Source organism: Marinobacter sp. (genome assembly GCF_041690615.1).
Taxonomy (GTDB): domain Bacteria; phylum Pseudomonadota; class Gammaproteobacteria; order Pseudomonadales; family Oleiphilaceae; genus Marinobacter.
Genome location: NZ_JAWLGY010000004.1, coordinates 138,689 through 159,828, shown reverse-complemented (window position 1 = coordinate 159,828; position 21,140 = coordinate 138,689). Strand labels below are relative to the sequence as shown.

The 21,140-nt window shown below is 60.6% G+C and carries 23 protein-coding genes; 13 read left to right on the top strand and 10 right to left on the bottom strand.

Translation table 11 applies throughout. The features are described 5' to 3' along the window. Positions 1 to 9 precede the first annotated feature (9 nt). The 3 genes from ACESMZ_RS04760 to ACESMZ_RS04750 all read right to left on the bottom strand — a co-directional run bounded on the left by ACESMZ_RS04760 (position 10) and on the right by ACESMZ_RS04750 (position 2,966). Positions 10 to 1,071, bottom strand: a complete 1,062-nt coding sequence (locus ACESMZ_RS04760) for a hypothetical protein (protein ID WP_372972278.1) — start codon at positions 1,069 to 1,071, stop codon at positions 10 to 12. A gap of 6 nt (positions 1,072 to 1,077) precedes the next feature. After that, entirely contained in the window at positions 1,078 to 1,689 is a 612-nt protein-coding gene (gene coaE, locus ACESMZ_RS04755) for a dephospho-CoA kinase (RefSeq protein ID WP_372972277.1), read from the bottom strand. A 125-nt stretch (positions 1,690 to 1,814) separates the two neighbouring features. Next, the gene (locus ACESMZ_RS04750) at positions 1,815 to 2,966 is read right to left on the bottom strand and encodes an isocitrate/isopropylmalate dehydrogenase family protein (RefSeq protein WP_372972276.1); all 1,152 of its coding nucleotides are present in this window, start codon (positions 2,964 to 2,966) and stop codon (positions 1,815 to 1,817) included. A 261-nt stretch (positions 2,967 to 3,227) separates the two neighbouring features. On the opposite strand from ACESMZ_RS04750, the gene ACESMZ_RS04745 reads away from it, so the two are divergent. Continuing rightward, positions 3,228 to 4,007, top strand: a complete 780-nt coding sequence (locus ACESMZ_RS04745; protein ID WP_372972275.1) for an EAL domain-containing protein — start codon at positions 3,228 to 3,230, stop codon at positions 4,005 to 4,007. 5 nt (positions 4,008 to 4,012) lie between these two features. Then, on the top strand, positions 4,013 to 4,369 hold the full coding sequence (locus ACESMZ_RS04740) for a hypothetical protein (RefSeq protein ID WP_372972274.1): 357 nt from the start codon (positions 4,013 to 4,015) through the stop codon (positions 4,367 to 4,369). A gap of 18 nt (positions 4,370 to 4,387) precedes the next feature. Here ACESMZ_RS04740 and ACESMZ_RS04735 read toward each other — a convergent pair whose 3' ends face one another. After that, complete coding sequence (locus ACESMZ_RS04735) at positions 4,388 to 5,299, bottom strand: LysR family transcriptional regulator (protein ID WP_372972273.1); 912 nt, start codon at positions 5,297 to 5,299, stop codon at positions 4,388 to 4,390. Positions 5,300 to 5,423: 124 nt separating this feature from the next. Here ACESMZ_RS04735 and ACESMZ_RS04730 point away from each other — a divergent pair, with 124 nt between their 5' ends. From ACESMZ_RS04730 to ACESMZ_RS04720, 3 genes are read left to right on the top strand one after another with little or no spacing between them, the layout of a single operon-like run. Continuing rightward, positions 5,424 to 6,236 (top strand): SDR family oxidoreductase, encoded by an 813-nt coding sequence (locus tag ACESMZ_RS04730; RefSeq protein WP_372972272.1) that lies wholly within the window; start codon positions 5,424 to 5,426, stop codon positions 6,234 to 6,236. 3 nt (positions 6,237 to 6,239) lie between these two features. Continuing rightward, the gene (locus ACESMZ_RS04725; RefSeq protein WP_372972271.1) at positions 6,240 to 6,929 is read left to right on the top strand and encodes a histidine phosphatase family protein; all 690 of its coding nucleotides are present in this window, start codon (positions 6,240 to 6,242) and stop codon (positions 6,927 to 6,929) included. Positions 6,930 to 6,962: 33 nt separating this feature from the next. Continuing rightward, positions 6,963 to 7,736: an SDR family oxidoreductase gene (locus tag ACESMZ_RS04720; protein WP_372972270.1), complete on the top strand. Its 774-nt coding sequence runs from the start codon at positions 6,963 to 6,965 to the stop codon at positions 7,734 to 7,736. A gap of 83 nt (positions 7,737 to 7,819) precedes the next feature. Here ACESMZ_RS04720 and dacB read toward each other — a convergent pair whose 3' ends face one another. Next, a complete protein-coding gene (gene dacB, locus ACESMZ_RS04715) occupies positions 7,820 to 9,268 on the bottom strand; it encodes a D-alanyl-D-alanine carboxypeptidase/D-alanyl-D-alanine-endopeptidase (RefSeq protein WP_372972312.1) in 1,449 nt (482 codons plus the stop codon). A 351-nt stretch (positions 9,269 to 9,619) separates the two neighbouring features. Between dacB and ACESMZ_RS04710 the strand changes: the two genes are divergently transcribed. Beyond that, complete coding sequence (locus tag ACESMZ_RS04710; RefSeq protein ID WP_372958100.1) at positions 9,620 to 10,033, top strand: GFA family protein; 414 nt, start codon at positions 9,620 to 9,622, stop codon at positions 10,031 to 10,033. 44 nt (positions 10,034 to 10,077) lie between these two features. Here ACESMZ_RS04710 and ACESMZ_RS04705 read toward each other — a convergent pair whose 3' ends face one another. Then, positions 10,078 to 11,202, bottom strand: coding sequence for a PQQ-dependent sugar dehydrogenase (locus tag ACESMZ_RS04705; protein ID WP_372958101.1), 1,125 nt, complete (start codon positions 11,200 to 11,202; stop codon positions 10,078 to 10,080). A 485-nt stretch (positions 11,203 to 11,687) separates the two neighbouring features. Here ACESMZ_RS04705 and ACESMZ_RS04700 point away from each other — a divergent pair, with 485 nt between their 5' ends. Next, positions 11,688 to 11,903: a dodecin gene (locus ACESMZ_RS04700; RefSeq protein WP_372958102.1), complete on the top strand. Its 216-nt coding sequence runs from the start codon at positions 11,688 to 11,690 to the stop codon at positions 11,901 to 11,903. A 140-nt stretch (positions 11,904 to 12,043) separates the two neighbouring features. On the opposite strand, the gene ACESMZ_RS04695 is transcribed toward ACESMZ_RS04700, so the two are convergent. Further along, positions 12,044 to 12,499: a YaiI/YqxD family protein gene (locus ACESMZ_RS04695; RefSeq protein ID WP_372958103.1), complete on the bottom strand. Its 456-nt coding sequence runs from the start codon at positions 12,497 to 12,499 to the stop codon at positions 12,044 to 12,046. Positions 12,500 to 12,626: 127 nt separating this feature from the next. Between ACESMZ_RS04695 and ACESMZ_RS04690 the strand changes: the two genes are divergently transcribed. Beyond that, positions 12,627 to 13,196: a histidine phosphatase family protein gene (locus ACESMZ_RS04690; protein WP_372958104.1), complete on the top strand. Its 570-nt coding sequence runs from the start codon at positions 12,627 to 12,629 to the stop codon at positions 13,194 to 13,196. 53 nt (positions 13,197 to 13,249) lie between these two features. Here the strand turns inward: ACESMZ_RS04690 and ACESMZ_RS04685 are convergent, their stop codons facing one another. Next, a complete protein-coding gene (locus tag ACESMZ_RS04685) occupies positions 13,250 to 14,062 on the bottom strand; it encodes a hypothetical protein (protein WP_372972269.1) in 813 nt (270 codons plus the stop codon). A 342-nt stretch (positions 14,063 to 14,404) separates the two neighbouring features. Between ACESMZ_RS04685 and ACESMZ_RS04680 the strand changes: the two genes are divergently transcribed. From ACESMZ_RS04680 to ACESMZ_RS04665, 4 genes are read left to right on the top strand one after another with little or no spacing between them, the layout of a single operon-like run. Continuing rightward, a complete protein-coding gene (locus ACESMZ_RS04680; RefSeq protein ID WP_372958106.1) occupies positions 14,405 to 15,487 on the top strand; it encodes a thiamine pyrophosphate-dependent dehydrogenase E1 component subunit alpha in 1,083 nt (360 codons plus the stop codon). Continuing rightward, positions 15,484 to 16,512 (top strand): alpha-ketoacid dehydrogenase subunit beta, encoded by a 1,029-nt coding sequence (locus ACESMZ_RS04675; RefSeq protein WP_372958107.1) that lies wholly within the window; start codon positions 15,484 to 15,486, stop codon positions 16,510 to 16,512. Before ACESMZ_RS04680 ends, ACESMZ_RS04675 begins: the two co-directional genes overlap by 4 nt. Positions 16,513 to 16,527: 15 nt before the next feature. Then, a complete protein-coding gene (locus tag ACESMZ_RS04670; RefSeq protein ID WP_372958108.1) occupies positions 16,528 to 17,655 on the top strand; it encodes a dihydrolipoamide acetyltransferase family protein in 1,128 nt (375 codons plus the stop codon). A 54-nt stretch (positions 17,656 to 17,709) separates the two neighbouring features. Beyond that, positions 17,710 to 17,889 carry a hypothetical protein gene (locus ACESMZ_RS04665; protein WP_372958109.1) on the top strand — a complete coding sequence of 60 codons (180 nt, stop codon included), beginning with the start codon at positions 17,710 to 17,712 and terminating at the stop codon, positions 17,887 to 17,889. A 106-nt stretch (positions 17,890 to 17,995) separates the two neighbouring features. On the opposite strand, the gene ACESMZ_RS04660 is transcribed toward ACESMZ_RS04665, so the two are convergent. Next, entirely contained in the window at positions 17,996 to 18,202 is a 207-nt protein-coding gene (locus ACESMZ_RS04660) for a cold-shock protein (protein WP_091849065.1), read from the bottom strand. Between the two features lie 227 nt (positions 18,203 to 18,429). Then, a complete protein-coding gene (locus ACESMZ_RS04655; protein ID WP_372958110.1) occupies positions 18,430 to 19,398 on the bottom strand; it encodes a ribonuclease Z in 969 nt (322 codons plus the stop codon). 114 nt (positions 19,399 to 19,512) lie between these two features. Between ACESMZ_RS04655 and ACESMZ_RS04650 the strand changes: the two genes are divergently transcribed. Beyond that, the gene (locus tag ACESMZ_RS04650) at positions 19,513 to 21,099 is read left to right on the top strand and encodes a PQQ-dependent sugar dehydrogenase (protein ID WP_372958111.1); all 1,587 of its coding nucleotides are present in this window, start codon (positions 19,513 to 19,515) and stop codon (positions 21,097 to 21,099) included. Positions 21,100 to 21,140 lie beyond the last annotated feature (41 nt).

The following is a 21,140-nucleotide window of genomic DNA, read 5'->3' as shown; positions in this document are numbered from 1 at the left end:
TGCAAATCGTCAGCGAGACAGAATACTGCCGGAAAAGAACATCTCCAGCCTCACAAGGAGGGCGGTATGTTCCTTGAAGTCGTTATCCCGCTGAAACTCCACTGACGGGATAACTTCACCGTACAACCAGTCCTGGTAGAGGCGGTAGCGCCAGGTAAGGTCGGCGAAGTAGCCGGTATGTCGCCAGTTTGGCTGGTTTTCACCGAGTACGCCCAGCCGGGGGTTCAGTTCTGAACGATTATTGATCCGCTTGTGAAAATCCAGGATCTGGGCCAGGTCGAACTGGCGTTCATCGTGCACCCAGACAGCCTCTGAGCTGGCCAGAAAGGTCCAGCCGCCACCGATGTCCTTGCCGAATCCCAGCCAGGTGGATGCGCCCCACCCGTCCTGATGGAAATAGTAGACCCGCTGACGGGCACCCAGGCGCCAGTCGGAAAGTTGCCAGTCGCCCCTTGCCGTGGCCCGCCAGAAAGCATCCGGTGGAAATCGCAGACGGGCGCCGATGTCGTTGCTCAGATTGATGGTGTCCGAGATTACCGACAGATAGCGCAGGGCCCCGGTGGCATCGCTGTCGGAGCGCTGGTCGTCGGTAAGCTGGCGGCTGCGCCGGCGCTCGCCGAGGGGGATCAGCTCGTCACTCTCGCTCTCCAGGACCACCCTGAGCTGTTCCTCGGCGGTGGGCAGGTCAAGCCGGAACCGGGCTTCCGGCTCAATGCTTGCCAGTTTGCCGGTTTCGGATTCGGCTGCCAGTCCCAGCCTCAGGTAACTTTCGTTGCCGGGCAGGGCGCGGGGGTTACCGGAGAGTGTACGGTCCGCCCAGGCGCCCAGCGCCTGAATGCGTTCGGATTGAGCGTGTTCCTGGCGGATAACCCAGTTGGAGAAGCTCATCCAGTAGGAGTCCCGGGGCTCCCGCCAGAACTCATCCGGAGTAAAAGTGTAGAAATCGGCCGGCAGTGTCTCTGGTGAAAGGATATCGGCGGCGGTCTGGGCCGGTGCCGTGCCCGGGCCAATAGCCAGGGTAAAGGCCAGTACCGGCAGCAGGTATTGCAAGCAGATGGATCGAAGGTGCACCTGTGTCTAACCCCGACAGCTATCCAGGAGTTGACGGTGCAGTTCCTGCACCTGCTGCTCCACCTCGGCGAGCGGGCGGTCGTTATGGATAATGTAATCAGCCCGCGCCAGCCGGTGTTCCCGGGGCATCTGGGCAGCGATAATCCGCTCCACCTGGTCGCGGTCGTTACTGTCGCGGCTCATGGTGCGCTCGATCTGGGTCTCCTCCGGCACGTCCACGACGATTGCTTGCTTCGCCAGCGTATGCTGATCCGTCTCGAGCAGCAGTGGAGATACCAGTAACACGTAAGGCAGCTCGTAATTGTCAGGCTGCAGCTGGCGGGCCAGCTCATCCCGGATGGTCGGATGAAGCAGGGCTTCCAGCCACTCCCGTTCGTTCGGGTCCCTGAATACGATAGTGCGCAGGGCGGCCCTGTCGAGCCGGCCATCAGCTTGAAGAATCTCGTCGCCAAAGTGCTTGGCGATCTGCTCCAGTGCCGGGGTGCCCGGCTCCACTACTTCCCGGGCCACGATATCGGCGTCGACCCAGTGCACACCCAGTGCGCCGAACATCTTTGCCACTGTCGATTTTCCGCTTCCTATGCCGCCGGTCAGGCCAATAACTGCAGGGTTGCCCATCAAAACCTCAAGTTCCTGTTCGCCGTGGGACCGGCACCGGTGATGTCCCGGAGGACATCCACACGGCCCGGCGGATCAATGGGTGGGGATTCTGCCACGGACCCGCAGCAAGTTGCACCCTTTGGTTACCTCAGCCTGGCCAGCACTGAATCGCCAATGGCCCGGGTATCCCGTTGACTGCCTCCGTTCTCGGCCAGGTCTGCGGCGACGGCGTCAAACAGCTCCTGGCCGGCTCTGGCCAGTGCCGGTTCACGACGCCCCAGCCATTCCAGCATGCGGGCGGTAGTGAACAGCATGGCGGTGGGGTCGGCCAGGCCCTGGCCGGCAATATCCGGTGCGCTGCCGTGGGTAGGCTCGAACATCGAAGGCATGGCCGGATTGTCAGGGTTCAGGTTACAGGACGGCGCGACACCCATACCGCCGGAGAGTACTGCCGCCAGGTCGGTGAGAATATCGCCCTGAAGGTTGCTGGCCACGACCACATCAAACGCCCAGGGCGCCTGGACAAACTTCATGCAGGCGGCATCAATCAGTTCGTGGTGGGTGGCCACATCCGGGTAATCCCGGGCAACCTCCTCAAAGACCTCGGTGTACATGTCACCCCAGTAGCGCAGGGCGTTTCGCTTGGTGATTACACAGACCTGGCTCTCGCTGGTCTGACCATGGTGACCGTGGAACTCCCGGGCCCGGCCCTCAGCCCTTCTCGTTTCAGCCCGAAGGCGGGCCTGCTCGAAACCGTAGCGGATGATGCGTTCCGTGCCCCGGCGGGTGAAGACCTCCAACTGGGTGGCCACTTCGTGCTCGGTGCCCTGGCGCAGCCGGCCACCCTGGCCGACGTACTCCCCTTCACTGTTCTCGCGGATGACCAGCATGTCGATGTCCCGGGCCCGATCGTCGGCCAGATACTGCCTGGCCCCGGGTAACAGTCGCGCTGGCCGCTCACACACCCACTGGTCAAAGCCCTTGCGCATTTCCAGCAGGGGGGCGAGAGAGACGCTGTCTGAAAGCAGGTACCGGTCCGGGTCATCCACCGGGCCCGGGTCGCCCAGGGCGCCCAGCAATATGGCGTCGTAGTGCGCCAGCTGTTCCAGCGCATCGGCCGGCATTACCTCATTGTTTTGCTCGTGCCAGGCGTGGGAGGGCCAGGGGAACCGAGTCCACTCCAGGGGGAGCTGGTGTTTCTCCCTCAGTCGTTCCAGGCAGTGAACCGCCTCGGTCACGACTTCCGGGCCAATTCCGTCGCCGGGCGTTACGGCGATGCGCAGGGGCTGGGGCATAGATAAACACTCCAAGGGCTGCGAATTTACAAGTGTTTGCAGAAGCAGCACCAGGTTACAGGTACGCTTGAGTAGCACGGACCATGGCTCCGGCCCGTACTGTTTGCCTCTGGACCAGTGTAGTCATGCGGGCGGGATTCGTCAGTCTTTTAATGCATTTACGGACCCTCAAAGGGTGTCTATAGTGAATCGGTGTGTCTGTGCGGAAAGCGGTCATACAAGAGCCGGGTTTCCCAACTCAACAGCCTGGAAGGAGCATGCGTGGAGCGGCCAGAAGTTTTATTTGATGAGTCCCATTGCGGCCAGTGCGCCTGCGGTGAGGGCCTGGATTTCCAGTTTTCGTTCGCCTTTCAGCCCATTGTTGATGTGTCCAACGAGAGTGTCTATGCCTATGAGGCCCTGGTGCGGGGCACCTCCGGTGAAAGCGCCTGGAGCGTTCTGTCCCAGGTAAATGACCAGAACCGCTATTCCTTTGACCAGATCTGCCGGGTCAAGGCCGTCAAGCTGGCCTCCCGCCTGGGAATGGATTCGATGCTGAGCATCAACTTCATGCCCAATGCCGTGTACCAGGCAGAATATTGCATCCGGACCACCCTGGCGGCCGCCCGGACTTACAATTTCGACACCCGCAAAATCATTTTCGAACTGACCGAGGGCGAAGACCTGTCATCGGTGGACCACCTGGTTTCCATCATCAAGGCATACCAGGGTATGGGTTTCAGCACAGCGATCGACGATTTTGGTGCGGGTTTCTCCCGCTACAACCTGATGACAGCGAGCCCGCCCGACCTCCTCAAGCTGGATATGGGCCTGATCCGCGATATCGACCGGGAGCCAAACAAGCAGGCGGTTGTCAATGGTATCGTGACCATGATGACTCAGCTTGGCGGACGGATCGTTGCGGAAGGCGTTGAAACCGTTGAGGAGTACGCCTGGCTCCGTGGCCGGGGAATCCACCTGTTCCAGGGCTACCTGTTCGCCAGGCCCGGTTTTGAAACCCTGCCAGAGCCGGTTTTTCCGGCTATCGGCCCGGAGGGCTGACCTCCATGCTCTATCGTGTGATCACCCTGGTTGGCGGCATCGTCTTTGTTGGTGTGCTCTACGGCCTGATCTGGCTCTTCTGCCGGAAGTTCCTGCAAGGTCACCAGGTCACTGACAACCTTAACGACCGCGCCTCGGCATTGGCCACGTGGACCTTTACCGGCGTTTGCCTGGGGCTGGTATTTGCCGTTTTTGGTGCGTTTTTGCTGGGGCCGTGGGCGTTTTACCGGACGGTCAGGGCCCATGACGTCGCGGTGTCCGATGGTGCGGCCGTATGGTGGGGGTTTGGAGTGGTTACCTTGGCCCTGGCGCTCACCGGGGCCGGGTTCGCCGGTTTCCTGTGGGTGGTCGGTGTGTTCTGAAGCCGGCCCCGGCCTGCTTCAGGTGCCCGCCTGATCATCCGCCACGGCATGGAACCGTTCCCTGAGCCAGAGCAGGGCGGGTTCCTTTTCATAAGCCCGGTGCCAGTACAGGTGGATGTCGACGTCCGGTAGCCCGGGTGGCGGGTTAAGAATGCAGGTGTCCGAGCGGGCTGCCATCTGGCGGGCATAGCCTTCAGGCATGGTCAGCAGCAGGTCCGAGCTTTCCACCACTTGGCAGGCGGCGTAGTAATGCTGGCAGCGCAGCCGGATCTGCCGCTGCAGTCCCATGCGGGAAAGCTCGAAATCCTCAATGCCCGGTCCTTCGTTTCGCGATGACACCAGGATGTGCTGTGCTGACAGGTAGCTTTCCATGGTCAGGTCCTGGCCTTCCAGAGGGTGCCCCTTCCTGGCAATAACCACCCGCCGATCCTTGCGTAGCTGTTCATGGGCCGTCTGGTCGCTGATCGGTAGCAGCACATCCACCGCGAAATCGAGCCGGCCCGCTGCCAGAAGGCTTTCCATGTCACGGCGAGCCACCCGCTGGCTGTTGATTTCGATCTCCGGGTAGTCGTTCAGACGGGTGACCAGTTGCGGCAGGAACGTCGATTCCAGTACGTCCCGCAGGGCCAGGGCAAAGGTCTTGCGATGGCTGGACGGGTCGAAGGCGTGGAACTGGTTCACGGCACTGTGAATCTGGTTCAGTCCCGGGCGCATGGATTCAACGAAACGCCGTGCCAGGGGCGTCGGCACCATCCGGTTGCCCTGTCGGGAGAACAGCGGATCGTCGAAGTGTTCCCGCAGGCGCGCGAGGGAATGGCTGACCGCCGGCTGGGTCAGGTTCAGGGCCCGGGCCGCCCGGGTCAGGCTGCCCTCCCGGTAAATGGTATCGAACACATGAAGCAGGTTAAGATCTAGCCGGTTTGAGGCCATGGGAGCATTATCTCGTTAATGAATTAACGGCGGTAATGGTAACGGATTAGAACAATTCAGTCGCGTAATACTGTGCTTGCTCCTAGACTGGCCCGTTACGATAAATTTGAGTGGATTTCGAACAATGTCCCAGAGAATCTTTATTACCGGTGGTGCAAGCGGCCTGGGCAGGGCCCTGGCGCTGCATTACGCCCGTCAGGGGGCGAAGGTATGCATAAGCGACGTCAATCCCGAAGACGGCATGGTCACCGAGGACGAGATCCGCGCCGCTGGTGGCGAGGGACTGTTCCTGCCCTGTGATGTACGCCGGCTTACCGACCTTGAAAAGGCACGGGCAGAACTTGAGCAACGCTGGGGCGGTGTCGATGTGGTGGTTAACAATGCGGGGGTTGCCACCGCCGGGTCCATCGAGGACTCCACCATCGCCGACTGGGAGTGGATTCTGGATATCAACCTGCTCGGCGTGGTGCGTGGCTGCAAGGTGTTCACACCGCTGTTCAAAAAACAGGGCAGCGGGACCTTCGTCAATGTGGCGTCCATGGCGGGACTCATGCTGGCACCCATGATGGGTAGTTACAATGTGTCCAAGGCGGGAGTGATTGCCCTGTCTGAAACCCTCAGCCTGGAACTGCGGGACGCCGGCATCAGGATCTGTTGCGTGTGCCCGTCGTTTTTCCGCACCAACCTGGCCAGCGGCATGCGCTCGGACCTGCCTGGTATCCAGCAGAACATCAACGGTTTGATGAAACGCTCCACTGTGAGTGCCGAAGATGTAGCGGAAGACATCGCCCGGGCTGTCCGGCAGGGCGATTTCTGGGTACTGCCCCACCAGAAGGAAAAGCGACTCTGGATTCTCAAGCGGCACGCGCCCTGGGCGTTCGACTACATCATGCACCGGGAAAGCCGGCGCTGGATCAAACGAATGGCAGGGGCCTGAGCTATGGCTACCCTCTATCTGATCCGGCATGGCCAGGCGAGTTTCGGGGATGACAATTATGACCAGTTGTCAGAGACCGGCTGGGAGCAGGCCCGGGTGCTCGGGCGCTGGCTGGCGGGGCGGGTCCATCCGGACGTGGTGATTGGCGGCGATATGCAACGTCACCGGGAGACCGTGGAGGCCATTGCCAGCGGCTACCGGGCACCGTTTCCTGACATGCAGGTGGCGACCGGCTTTAACGAGTTTGATCATACCTCAGTGGTATTCAGCTTTCGGCCTGAATGGGCGGATCGGGCGCGGATGCAGGCGGACCTGGCTGCCACCGGACACCCCGCCAGGGCCTTCCAGCAGACGTTCACCCAAGCGGTGCAACGGTGGGTGAGCCGTGACCACGACGAGGAGTACCCGGAAACCTGGCTGCAGTTCAAGGCGCGGGTCAATGAGGCGCTGGATGAGCTGATTGGCTGGGCCGATGGTGGTGACGTTTTCGTGTCCACTTCCGGTGGCCCCATCGCCGTGATCATGCAGAACCTGCTGGGGCTCAGCGACAGCAAGGCGCTGGCCCTGAACGAGGTCATTGCCAATACCAGTGTTACCCGGGTGCTGTACTCCGGGTCCAGACGCAGTCTGGCGGTGTTCAATAACTACAGTCACCTGGAGGCGGAAGGGCAGCAGCTGGTGACCTTCCGTTGATGGAAGAACGATTGACTGAAAGGAGAGTAAACCATGAGCAAGAACAACCTGTTTGACCTTGATGGCAAGGTTGCCCTGGTTACCGGTGCCAGTCGGGGTATCGGCGAGAGCGTTGCCCGCCTGCTGGCGGAGAACGGCGCCCATGTTATTGTCAGCAGCCGCAAGATTGATGGCTGTGAGGCTGTGGCCAGCAGTATCCGTGATAACGGCGGCAGCGCTGAAGCGGTCGCTTGCCATATCGGCGAGATGAAACAGGTGGAAGCCATCTGGCAGCATATCCGTGATACCCACGGCAAGCTGGATATCCTGGTAAACAATGCGGCCACCAATCCCTACTTTGGCAAGATTGAAGAGACGGATCTGGGCGCCTTCCAGAAGACGGTGGATGTGAATATCCGCGGTTATTTCTTCATGTGCGCCGAAGCGGCCAGGCTGATGAAGGAAAAGGGACAGCCGGGAGCCATTGTGAATGTGGCGTCGGTCAACGGCGTCACCCCGGGCTTCATGCAGGGTATCTATTCCATCACCAAGTCGGCGGTGATCGCCATGACCCGGGCCTACGCACGCGAACTGGGGCCGGATAATATTCGGGTCAATGCACTGTTGCCGGGGCTGACCGACACCAGGTTTGCCAGCGCACTGACCACCAATGACAGTATTCGTGAGCGGGCCATGGAGCATATTCCCATGCATCGTATGGCCCACCCGGACGAGATGGCCGGCACCGTTCTCTATCTGGTCTCCGAGGCATCCAGCTACACCACAGGCACCTGCGTCAATGTCGATGGTGGCTACCTGACGGTCTGATCCGCCTGGCGAAACATGACACTTGCCCACAAAAAAGCCCCGGTACTGATAATCAGACCGGGGCTTTTTTGAGAGTGTCAGAGCTACCGCGTTTCTGCCTGGGACAGGGCAGTGCCTGTGGGCGGATTTCGGTGCAGTGAGTACAGTACCTTGTCCAGCAGCGTCTGGCCGTTCCAGGCCGGCGAGTGATTGACGATACCGACCACGGCCCAGGTGGTGTTGTTGTCGTCCCGGGTAAAGCCGGCCACGGACCGGACATCCTGCAGCAGACCGGTCTTGATCCGCCCCATGCCTTCCATGCCAAGGTTGCGCAGACGTCTGGCCATGGTACCATCCATCGCGGTTAGTGGCATGGATGTCATCAGGTCCGGGCCATAGGGGCTTGCCCATGCTCGGGCAAGGATGCCGGACATCTGCCTCGCGCTCATACGGGCATGCCGGGACAAACCGCTGCCGTTGTCAATCACCATGCCCTGGGTATCAATGCCCTTGTCTTCCAGCCAGTCATAAATGGCCCGGATCCCGGAAACCCGGTCATCGTTGTCTGCCACATGGCGATTGTTGGCGCCGATAGTCAGCAACAGCTGGCGGGCCATGACGTTGCTGCTCCATTTGTTGATATCGCGGACCATGGTCACCAGGTCCGGGGAGGTGGTGCTGGTGACCAGCCGGGTATCAGCCGGGACAGCACCAGTGCGCCAGTTGCCGGTAATGGTACCGCCAAGCTCACGCCACAGTGACATGAGTATTTCGCCGCTGTAATGGTCGTGGGGAAGCAGCGACAGGTAGGTGGTGGTTCGACATCCCTCGGGCAACTCGCCTTCTACCCTGACCGTGACCTGGCCGGCCTGGCCGAATACCGGTTTCCAGTCAACCTGTCGGCGGCCGGGGCAGGAGCCGCCCTCAACGGAGGTAATGCGGTTGTCTATGTTGATTGAGGGCAGGGCGGGGGTGGCCCAGGCGCGGGTGCCCCGCTCGTCGGCCCGTACCTGGAAATGCACCAGGTTCATGTTGAGCAGTACCGGCGACGGCTCCACCAGGAAGGGACGATGGGGATTGTTACCATTGTCGTTGAAACGGGGCAGGCCGTCTGGCAGCAGGAAGACGTCGTCATCCAGCACGATGTCCCCCTCGATGGTCGTGACCCCGAGGGATCGGATCTCATGGATCACGGTCCAGAGCCGCTCGATGGTCAGCTTCGGGTCGCCGCCAAAGCGGACGTAGAGGTTGCCCTTGAGGGTATCTCCCTCGAAGGTGCCATCAGTGAGAAAACTGGTGGTCCAGCGGTAGTTGGGGCCGAGAATTTCCAGGGCGGCGTAGGTGGTCAGCACTTTCATGATGGAGCCGGGGCTCATGACCGCGTCAGCATTGATGTACTGTTCGATGCCCGGGCCATCCATGGGGATCGCCGCGACGCTCAGGCCGTTGAGGTCGTTCAGTGACTCTTCCGCGAAACCCCGTATTTCGCTGCCCCAGACGCGCCTGTCCAGTCCGTCAGCCGGGGCTGCTGTTACGGTGCCCGCCAGCAGCATGGTTGCGACAAGGCTTGCTCCCAGTGCGCGGGCCAGGGAGCTCAGTCCGGTTTTTGTCAGTTTCTGAAGCCGCATGGCAGGAAGGTCCGTCATGGTGGTGGGTATCGATTATCTAACCTTAGCTTAATTTCTGTGCGGCGACTATGTTCTCGCCCTATACATAACGTTAAAAAATGACAGCAGGGTATCGGAATTAAAGCACTTTTGTGACCGACCGTTACAGAGTGTGGGTCCCGGGTTACGCGACCGGGAAAATTGGCGACTGATGCCGGGCTGCCTTGGCTGGCAGAGGTTGCTAGAATGCGTCGGTCAAGGCGTATTTCATGGCGTTCAATCAAGGAGCTGGAAAGTATGCTGACTGGGCACTGCCTGTGTGGCGATGTAACCTTCGAGTACAACGGTCCCCTGGGGCCCATCGCCCTTTGCCACTGCAGCCAGTGCCGTCGGGCCCATGGCAGCGCGTTTTCAGCCAGCGCTCCAGTGCAGCGGGTGCGTTTCCGCTTTACCGGGGGAGAGGAGCGTATCACCGAGTTTGAGTCCCGGCCGGGAAAGTACCGGGCCTTCTGCAGTCGGTGTGGCAGTCAGCTGTACAGCCGGGTAGACGCCATTCCCGGCATTCTGCGACTCAGGGTTGGTGTCATTAATGAGCCCTTGGGCAAAGGTCCCGCGGCACACGTATTTACTGGCTCCAAGGCGGACTGGTTTGCGATTACCGATGAGTTGCCGCAGTACGAGAAGACGGAAAGAACCAACGACCCCCACTGATCCCGGCCGGGTCGGGTTGTCCCGGCGGTGTCGGCAGGGGCAGCTCAGCGCTCTGTTGGCACCAGCTTCAGTACTTCTCCGTTGCCGGCGTCAGTCAATAGCCAGAGGTGCCCGTCTGCGCCCATGGTGACTGCCCTGATGCGTTTGTTCAGGTCAGTGAGCAGGTCCTCTTCTCCGGTAACCTCCCGGCCATCCAGTTCCAGGCGTACCAGCTTCTGCATCTTGAGCGCGCCTACGAATAGATCCCCCTGCCAGTCTGGAAAATCCTCCCCGGTATAGAAGGCCATGCCGGAGGGTGCGATGGAAGGGTCCCAGTAATGCAGTGGCTGGGCCATGCCCTCCTTGTGGGTCTGGTCGGTAATAGGGGTGCCGCTGTAGTTGATGCCGTAGGTGATCTCGGGCCAGCCATAGTTGGTGCCGGCTTCAATGACGTTGACTTCGTCTCCACCCCTGGGGCCGTGCTCGTGGCTCCAGATTTCCCCGGTCTCCGGATGCAGCGTCATTCCCTGGATATTGCGATTGCCCTTGGTGAACAGGGTTTTCCTGGCATCGTCGCGGTCGGCAAACGGGTTGTCGTCCGGCGTATTCCCATCAATGGTGATCCGGTGAACGGCACCGGCATCGTCGCCGAATTCCTGCGCGCGGTCCATTTCGCCGCGGTCTCCCACAGTTACATAGAGGTAGCCATCGTCGGGAATCACCATTCGCCCGGCAAAATGCCGGGTTGTGTCTGAGCGGGGTTCGGCCTCGAATATGACCTCAAGATTCTCAAGGTTATTGTCGTTCAGCTCGGCTCGTGCCACCCGGGTTGTCATGCCCGCATCGTTGGCGTGGGCGTAGCTGAGGAAAAGGAGCCGGTTCTGTTCAAATTCAGGGTGCAACAGTATGTCCAGAAGTCCGCCCTGGCCCCGGGCCGCGACTTCGGGCACGCCAGCGACCGGGTCTTTCTCCAGTTTGCCATCACGGATCACCCGGAGCCGACCGGCCCGCTCGGTGACCAACTGGCTGCCGTCCGGCAGGAAAGCAATGGCCCAGGGATGCTCAAGGCCAGAGGCGACGGTCTCAACGCTGAAGCTCGCCTGTTCCGACTCGTGGATGGTTTCCGCTGCCAAAGCGAAGGGCACAATCGCAGTTGCAAGGGTTGCGGCCAGGGATTTGATGCTTGGCATGGGAGCCTCCTTTTGGCATGCGGCTTCGCTGTTCATTCATGATCTTATCAACGGTACGGGGCCTCACCAGGGTTCCAGTATTACGTTTTGTTCAGGTTGGTGCCCCCCGAGTCAAAGTATACGAAACCTGCAAAACGACGGATTATTTTGCAAATGAGAATCAGTGCTATTAAAGTGGTGCCTGGTTCAGGCTGCTTCTCAGCCACGGGCCATGACGTCAGCCACCAGGTTCGGGGGTACAGCCTATGTTTGAACAGGAAGTGAAAGAAGGCATCAAGCTTGCCGGGACGGCTCTGGTCCTTATTCTGGCGGTAACCCTGATTGCCGCATCGGGTTGGTGGGGGTGAACCAGCAGGGCTTAAGTATACGTAACCCTTCTGCGCCGTTGAAGTTCTGCGGTCCCGACTACACTGACAGAGTGAGTCACACTCGCAATGCCCCGGTACGGGCATTAATCACGCGGAAGCCGACAGGAGGTTTATTCCATGTCAGATCATCACGTGTACAAGAAGACCGAAGTGGTGGGTTCTTCAAGAACCAGTATTGAGGAAGCCATCGACAACGCCCTGGCGGAGTGCGCCAAGAGTATCCGTAATATGGAGTGGTTCGAAGTGACGGAAACCCGCGGTCACATAGAGAACGGCAAGGTCGGTCACTACCAGGTGAGCCTTGTGGTCGGTTTCCGGATTGAAAACAGTTGATCTGACCGATCATCGAACTGGGGTCAGCGCCGGACACCTCGTTCAATTCTGACCGGGTGCTGGCCTCCCGTTCTTGTCGGGTACGCCTTGCCCTCTCTGCCCCGTAACCGCCCCGCCATTAGCTTGCCATACGTATGTGGTCAGGGCCTGCGGTGGTTCTTCTGGAGCCAGCGGTCAAGCTGATCGGCAAATCCCTTGCGATCCTGCTGGCCGAATGCCGCCGGTCCTCCAGTGACCTGGCCCGCGCTGCGCATCTCTTCCATGAAATTCCGCATAGCCAGCCGCTGGCGGATGTTCTCCCGGGTGAAGGCCTGCCCCCTGGGGTTGAACACGTCAGCCCCCTTGTCGATGGCCTCGGCGGCGAGCGGTATATCCTGGGTGATGACCAGGTCGCCGGTGCTCAGTTGATCGACAATTTCCTGGTCAGCGACATCAAAGCCATGGGCGACCTGCCGGGCGTGAATCCACGGGCTCGGGGGCAACCTGATAACATGATTGGCGATGAACGTGGTATTGATCTGCCAACGGGTGGCCGCCCGGCACAGAATCTCACGGATGGGGACGGGGCAGGCATCGGCATCGACCCAGATAGGCATATGGCAACGGTTCCGGTTGGGATTCTGGCGGGAGTGTAACCCCCTGAGTCAGGCAATGGTAGCCGGTGGTCCGTTGGGTTTCGGTGAGGGTAGATAACAACAATGGTCCATCCTGGAGGTCCACACCATGAAACCGAGCCGCCTGGCCGCTGGCTTTTTCCTGTCGTTGTGTCTGTCGTTGCTGGCCCCTGCCAGTTCCGCGGACGAAGAGGCATGGAAGGCCCTGCGTGAGGGCAGGGCTTTCCTGATCCTGCGCCATGCACTGGCACCGGGTACGGGCGACCCGGAAAATTTCGACCTTGATGACTGCTCAACCCAGCGCAACCTCAATAACCGCGGGCTTGAGCAGGCACGAAGCTGGAAAGGCCTGCTGGCAAGGCATGGCATCAATGAGGCAAGGGTTTATTCCAGTCAGTGGTGTCGAAGCATGGATACGGCGACGGAAATGGATGTGGGTGACGTCACCGAGTGGCCGGCCCTGAATTCCTTTTTCGCGGGGCGGGGGGACGGCGCCATGCAGACACGACAGACCATTGCCCTGGTCAATACCCTGGAGCCGGGGCTGCCTGCGGTCCTGGTGTCGCATCAGGTGAATATCACCCGGCTGACCGGCGTGTATCCGTCATCCGGTGAAGGAGTGATTGTTGCCTTGCCCCTGTCGGACAACCCCACCGTACTGGCAACGGTCGCACCGTGACAAAAAATCAGGGTTGCAGGTGAAGACACCTGCAGCCCGGCTATCACTGCGGATCAGAGGTTTCGCAGGAAACCCGTAATGGCCTCACGCTGGTTCCGGGCGTCTTCGCGGGTTCGGAAGACCAGCTTGCCGGCCTCCCGTCTCAGGTCCAGGGTGTCACCGAACCCGCAATCAATTCCCGATACCTCGGCTACCTTCTGCTTGAAATCGGCCTCCTTGCGACAGAGGTGTTCCATCTCCGCAGCCACCTGGCCGCAGTAGCCGGAGATGCTGAGACTGTTGAGCTGTTCGTTGTCCAGCCCCTTCCAGTTCACCCGGGTGGTTACCTCGGTGCCACACACCTTGCTGGCGGATGCATCGACCGCCCTGAGGGCGTCCTTGTGGCGTTCAAGAGCCTTATCACGATCAAACCGGGCCAGCGCTGCCTGAACTCCCTGCTCCGTCTGTTGCTCGTATTCCGCCATCAGCGCCACCTTGTCCACCCTGGCGCTGCCCTCTTCATCGGCCATAAGGGCGTAGGGCTCCTCACGGCCGGGAATATAGGCTGTGTAATCTGTGGGCGCCCAGTAAGACCGCGCAAACACGACCAGTGAACGCATCTTGCCATCAATCTCCGCCCGGTAGGCGCGTTCGTCGTTCGGACGCTGTTCGATCCTGGCCAGCATGACGACGCCATCGAGGGCGTGGTCAACACCGTTCAGTCTGACCAGTGCCTGGTTGCCATCCGCCATCGGCAGCAGGGTTACCGAGACACCGCCGTCACTGGTGAAGACCTCGGCATCGTCGCCGGGCTCCAGGGCACGGGCTGACAGAGACAAAAGCGCAAGGGCTATCAGAAGAAAGCAGGTTGGGAATCTTCGGATCATAGGATTCAGTCCTTGTGTCCTGTTGAACATGGCCCGTCGTGTCGGTGCAGGAGCGACGGACAGACGACAGGTAGTTTGCTACTGCCATGAATTCTGGAGCCATTCCCTGCCATTAACAAGACGATAGGGTATAACGTCTCATCTTCTGTCCGGTAGCGAGAACTGTGTCTCGTTTCCATTGAACAATCCCTGACCATCGACTAGAAAAATAGGAACAGGCCCGTGAGATCCACGGGGACCCACCAACAGTCAGCGTGACCGAACAGGCCACAAGCCTGGTGTTCCGGAAGGGCGATGAAGATGCCGGCCGGAACGTGGATGTCGCGGTGTGAGGAGAAGGGAATGAGAGACCGTTATGAATTTACGGTGGACTATGTCCGCTACCTGGACGATAACGGTGAGCCGCTGGGCGAGCTGCCAGCCCTGGCCGCCGATAAGGATCGTCTGCTGGATGCCTACCGCAATATGGTGCTCGCACGCACCCTGGACCAGAAAATCATCGCCCTGCAACGAACCGGTAAATGTGGCACCTACCCGTCGGTACTTGGCCACGAAGTTATCGGCACCGCCATCGGTCAGAGCATGCACCGGCGCGATGTATTCGTACCCTATTACAGGGACCAGGCAACGCAGCTGCTGAGGGGGGTGCCCATGGTGAATATGCTGCTGTACTGGGGCGGGGACGAGCGTGGCAGTGCAGGCTGGGAACTCTGTCCCCAGGACCTGCCCATCTCGGTGCCCATTGCCACCCAGTGCTGCCACGCCGTCGGCGTAGCGGCGGCCATGCGCATTCGCGATGAGAAGCGTGCGGTGGTCGTCACCCTGGGTGACGGCGCCACCTCCAAGGGGGGCTTCCTGGAGAGCGTCAACCTTGCAGGGGCCTGGCACCTTCCGGTGGTTTTTGTGGTGGCCAACAATCAGTGGGCCATTTCCACGCCCCGTGGCCTTCAGACCGGCAGCGAAACCATTGCCCAGAAGGCCATCAGCGGTGGATTACCCGGCCATATCGTGGACGGTAACGACTACCTGGCGGTCACTGAGGCCGTGGATAACGCCCTGGAGCGGGCCCATGGCGGCAAGGGTGCTACCGTCATCGAAGCCGTCACCTATCGCCTGGGAGACCATACCACCGCCGATGACGCCACCCGCTACCGCAGTGCGGACGAGTTGCGCAGTGCCTGGGACAAGGATGGTATCAAGCGCCTGCAGAGTTACCTTCACCAGGCCGGACACTGGGACGCAGACAAGGAGAAAGAGCTCCAGGCTCGCTGCCGGGACAAGGTGGATAAGGCTGTTCATGTCTACCTTGAAAAAGCGCCGGAGCCGCCTGTTGCCATGGTGGATTACCTGTTCGAGACATTGCCTGCTGCCCTCGCCGGCCAGCGCGAGCGGCTTGCCCGCAAGGCAGAAGGAGTAAGGTCATGAATGCGTCTGCAGAGAATGCCATCCGGCACGGGGAGGGGGCGCCGGTTGCCCACAAGGTCACCCTGGTGGAAGCAGTCAACCTGGCCCTCGCCCGGGAAATGGCCAATGATGATTCGGTGGTGGTTCTCGGAGAGGATATCGCCACCAATGGTGGGGTGTTCCGGGCCACGGTAGGCCTGAAGGAGCGCTTTGGCTACAAGCGGGTGATGGACACTCCGCTGGCCGAGAACCTGATTGCCGGCACTGCGGTGGGCATGGCTACCCAGGGGCTAAAGCCGGTGGCGGAATTCCAGTTCATGGGGTTTATCTACGCCGGCTGTGAGCAGATCATCAGTCACGCGGCCCGTATGCGTAACCGCACCCGTGGACGGCTCCATTGTCCGTTGGTATACCGGGCTCCGTTTGGCGGTGGCATCCATGCCCCGGAGCACCACAGCGAAAGCACCGAGGCGCTTTTTGCCCATATTCCGGGTCTGCGGGTAGTGATCCCCAGCTCGCCCCAGCGTGCCTATGGCCTGTTGCTGGCTGCCATCCGTAACCCGGACCCGGTGATCTTCCTGGAACCAAAGCGCATCTATCGGGCCGTGACCCAGACGGTAATGGACAATGGTCAGGCGCTGCCCCTGGATACCTGTTTCACCCTTCGGGAAGGCGACGACGTTACCCTGATCAGTTGGGGGGCATCGATCATGGAAACCCTTCACGCCGCAGACCGGCTGGCGGAGCAGGGCGTCTTGGCAGAGGTGATCGATGTGGCCACCATCAGTCCCCTGGACCGGGAGACCCTGCTGTGCTCTGTTGCCAAGACCGGCCGGGCGGTGATCGTCCACGAGGCCTGTCGTAATGGTGGTGTAGGTGCCGAGGTGGCCGCATCCATTGCCGAAGGCGCCTTCCTGGACCTTCAGGCCCCGGTGGTAAGGGTAACCGGATATGACACGGTAATGCCCTATTACCGCAACGAGCAGCACTACCTGCCGCAGGTGGATGACATCGTGGCAGCGGTAGAGCAGATCATTGCGCTCTGATCAGGGAGAGTCATCATGAAGTATTTCAGATTGCCCGATCTGGGTGAGGGCCTGCCGGAGGCCGAGATCGTCGAGTGGCATGTGAAGGTTGGCGACACTGTTGCAGTGGATCAGGTGCTGGTAAGTGTCGAGACCGCCAAGGCCATCGTGGAAGTCCCTTCGCCGGACGCTGGCACCATCGCCAAGCTGTTTGGCGAAGCCGGGGATATCATCCACACCGGTGAGCCGCTGTTGGCCTTCGAAGGCGAAGGGGAAGACAGCGGCACGGTAGTAGGCGAGCTCAAATCCTCAGGCTCGAAAGATAATGAGGGCGAGCCGGACTCGTTCATCATAGGCGCTGCGCCTTCCAGCAAACGCGCCCGGGCCAACCGCGCTACCCCGGGGGTGCGGGCACTGGCCGAGAGGCTGGGTATCAGCCTGGAAAATATCAAGGGCAGCGGCCCCGGTGGCCTCATCACCAACGACGACGTACACCGCCAGGCCAGCCACCAGAAGCAGCTGGGAGAGGCGGAGGCGCTGCGAGGTCCAAGGCGCACCATGGCGAAGAACATGGCCCTTTCCCATGCCCAGGTAGTGGCGGTCTCGATCTTTGAGGATGCGGACGTTCACGACTGGGAAAAGGGCTCCGACATAACCATGCGCCTGGTACAGGGCGTCGCCCGGGCCTGCGAGGCCTCACCGGCACTTAATTGCTGGTTCGATGGGGATAACCTGAGCCGACGCCTGCTGGACGAGGTGCATATCGGCATTGCCGTCGATACACCCGACGGACTTTTTGTGCCGGTGCTGCGGGATGTCAATCACCGCTCCATGGAAGACCTGCGCCAGGGGCTGGAAAACCTCCGGGAGGCGGTGGCAACCCGCAAGATTCCGCCCCGGGAGATGCAGGGCGCCACCATTACCCTGTCCAACTTCGGCACCATGACAGGGCAATATGCCAACCCTGTTGTCAGTCCGCCACAGGTGGCTATCGTGGGGGCGGGCAAGATCCGGGAGAAGGTGGTGCCACACAGAGGCAAACCCGCGGTGCGCCGTATCATGCCGCTGTCAGTGACCTTTGATCACCGGGCAGCCACCGGCGGCGAGGCGGCAAGGTTCATGGCGGCACTGGTGGACGCCCTTGGTGCTGATTCGAGCGGGTAACCGGACCGCTACCGGAAGTTGAAACCTGCTGGCGGACCCACCATAGTAGACGACATGACGACATTATTTATCATACTGGTGGTACTGTTCGCCGCCCTGTTCCTTCTGGTGCCGCTGCTTGAAAAGCATGCGTCGAAGGGGGATGCGATCAATGAAAGCCGGATTTCCCGGTGGATCATTCCGTTGATGGCGGCGGTACTGGTTTTGGGGATATTGCGGCATTACTTCGGGTAGGGCAAGCGGAGCCTGCGAGGCCTGCCCCGACAAGCTGTCAGGAATAAATTCCGGGCATTAAAAAAGGCAGCCGAAGCTGCCTTTTTTGCGTGTTGTGGCCTGTTATTTACAGGGCAACAACGTTTTCCGCCTGCGGGCCTTTCTGGCCCTGAGTAACGGTGAACTCAACCTGCTGGCCTTCTGCCAGGGTCTTGAAACCGCTGCTCTGAATAGCGCTGAAGTGAACGAATACGTCGGGGCCGCCTTCACGAGTGATAAAGCCGAAGCCCTTGGATTCGTTGAAGAACTTGACGGTACCGGTAACTGTAGACATATCTTTTAATATCCTGAAATCAATCTGATTAATGCGCCGCCAGGGACCATTGTTGGGCTGGTCAGCATTGTGCGGAAAAGAAACGCGCTGGATCAAAAACAGGACGTACACTACAATTACTGACAGGGCGTCTTATTGATGAACTGCTTTGCTAACTCTTTCCTACGTTGCCCAATCTACGCACCTTCCCCGGGAAAAGCTACTGTTATTTTCATTTGTGGGTATATTTACGCATCCAGTGCCTCCAGGGAGAGATCCCGGTTCAGGCGAAGTCCCATGAAATCCCGGGCCAGCACCAGGTTACCATCAAAGAACGCACGGGCCTCGTCGGCCACTTCGTCGATTACCGGTCCCCGACCGGCCTGAAGCTGGTATCGGGAACTGAAGTGGGTCAGTACCAGGTGGGGTAGCCTGATTGCCTGGGCAAACCGTGCCACCTGTTCGGCGGAGCTGTGCTGGGGCCAGGGGCCGACCCGCTCCGCGACGTTCCGGGTGTAGGTGGCTTCGTGGACCAGCAGGTGGGCATCCCTGCAGGCCCCGGCCAGCAGTTCGGGGGAATCGTTGTCACCGGCGATCACCACTCGTCTCGGCGGACGCGGGATTTCAGTATAGTCATCGCTGAGAATGAAACGGCCATCGGGCAGGGTGACGTCCTCTCCCTTCTGGATGCGCCCCCATTCCGGGCCGGCGGGCACGCCATCAGCCTCCAGTTTGCTGGTCAGCAACTTGCGCTCAACCCTCAGCTCCTCGAAGCGGAAGGCGCGGCAGGGAACACGATGAGACAGGGGAATGCTGGTCACCCCTATAGCTTCGTCATGCCACTGGAAGTTGTCGGCCTCGGCGTCGATAAACTGCAGTTCAAAACCCAGCCTGGAATCGGTACTGGCCAGGGTAATTTCGAGGAAGTCCCGCAGCTGGGGTGGACCGATGATCGGCAGCGGTGTCGTTCGCCCATTCATGGACGCACTGGAGAGGAGCCCGGGCAGGCCGAATGTGTGATCGCCATGGACGTGGGTGATAAAGATCGCCTGCAGTTGCATAACGGACAGGCGGGTTCTCAGCAACTGATGCTGGGTACCCTCGCCGCAGTCAACCAGGTACCAATGCCTGGGGCCGCCATGTTGCAGTGCCAGGCCAGTAACGTTGCGGGCCCGTGTGGGTGTGCCGGCAGAGGTGCCGAGGAAAGTGAGCTCCACTGTTGCATCCTTAAACTACACTGGAATCGACAACCCGGGCGCCTTCGCGACGTTGTGTCGTGCAGACCCCGGCCAGCAACCTGAGCATACCAAAATACCTGACAGCGAGGATCTATGAGCAACCGGCGACCCTGGTCGAAAGTGGTTCTGGCCTTTGCCATCGCCCTGGTGATCGGCGCCCTGCTGGGCTCGGTCGTGCAGACGCAGATCAACCTCATGGCCCTGCGTGGGCTGGGTGTTGAAATTGGTGCCGGCGCCTGGTTTGTTACCACGCTGGAGGACCTGGCCATGTTTGGGCCGGTCTACCTGGCCATGTTTGGTGTTGGCTTTCTGGTCTCCCAGGTGGTGGCCATGGCCCTGACCCGCCATGTGCTGGAGTCCTGGCGCAGACTGGTTTGCGCACTGGCGGCGGCGGTCGGGCTCTGGGCCACCTTTACAATAGTGGATGCACTGGCACCGCCCCCCACGCTGATCGCCGCGACCCGTGCTTCGGAGGGAATGCTGGCCATGCTGGTGACTGCGGCCATTGCCGGCTGGCTGTTCGCTGTTATGGCAGCGCCCACCGATGCCCGTCGCAACGGGGGGGCAGGCGCTGTCGCTGCGGTCCTGCTCGCTACTCTGGCGGGGCTGCCGTTTGACCAGGCCCGGGCTCAGTCGGGGCCCGGCTATCAGCTGGAGACGGTGGTTTCCGGGCTTGAACACCCCTGGTCCCTGGCATTCCTGCCAGATGGCCGGATGCTGGTTACCGAGCGTCCGGGACGGTTGCGGATCATTACCCGGGACGGTGAGCTGCTTCCAGAGCCCGTCGCCGGTTTGCCAGAGGTATTCAACCAGGCCCAGGCCGGGCTCTTTGACGTACTGCCGGCCCGGGATTTCGCCGAGAGCCGCCTTGTTTACCTGAGCTATGCCTGCGGCACCGAGCAGGCCAACCATACCTGTCTGGCCCGTGGGCGGCTGGAGACAGGTAGGCTGGGGGACGTCGACGAACTGTTTCGCGTCAGCCCCGCCAAGGTCGGGGCCGCGCATTATGGCGGGCGAATGGCCTGGCTGGAGGATGGCACCCTGTTGCTGGCCCTGGGTGACGGCTTTGATTACCGGGAGGAGGCCCAGAGGCTGACCAGCCATATCGGCACCATAGTACGCCTGAACCCCGACGGCTCGGTGCCCGCCGATAATCCCTATGTGAACGAACCGGAGGCACTTCCGGAAATTTTCAGTTATGGCCATCGCAATATTCAGGGGCTGGTGGTCGACCCGGACGGGGGGCAGGTAATTGCCCACGAGCATGGGCCCCGCGGGGGCGATGAGATCAATCATGTCCAGGCGGGTACCAATTACGGCTGGCCGGTCGCAACCCATGGCCTGGATTACACCTGGGCACGGGTGACGCCCTTTACCGATTACCCCGGCACAGAGCCTCCCTTGCTGCACTGGACGCCGTCCATCGCACCCTCCGGCATGACAATTTATAACGGGGACCGGTTTCCTGACTGGCGGGGAGACATACTGGTGGGCGGCCTGGTGTCACGGGCGGTTCACCGGGTTGAACTGAACGACAATGGCGCCACAGAGAAAGAAAGGCTCTTTACCGAACTGAACGAACGTATCCGCGATGTCCGGACCGGACCCGACGGCGCGGTTTATCTGCTGACCGACAGTGCCAGGGGCCGCGTGGAGCGGGCCATTCCCGTTCAGCCGTGAGCGTTGATCCTGTCGCCGTTTTACAGGTATCTCAGAGCCAA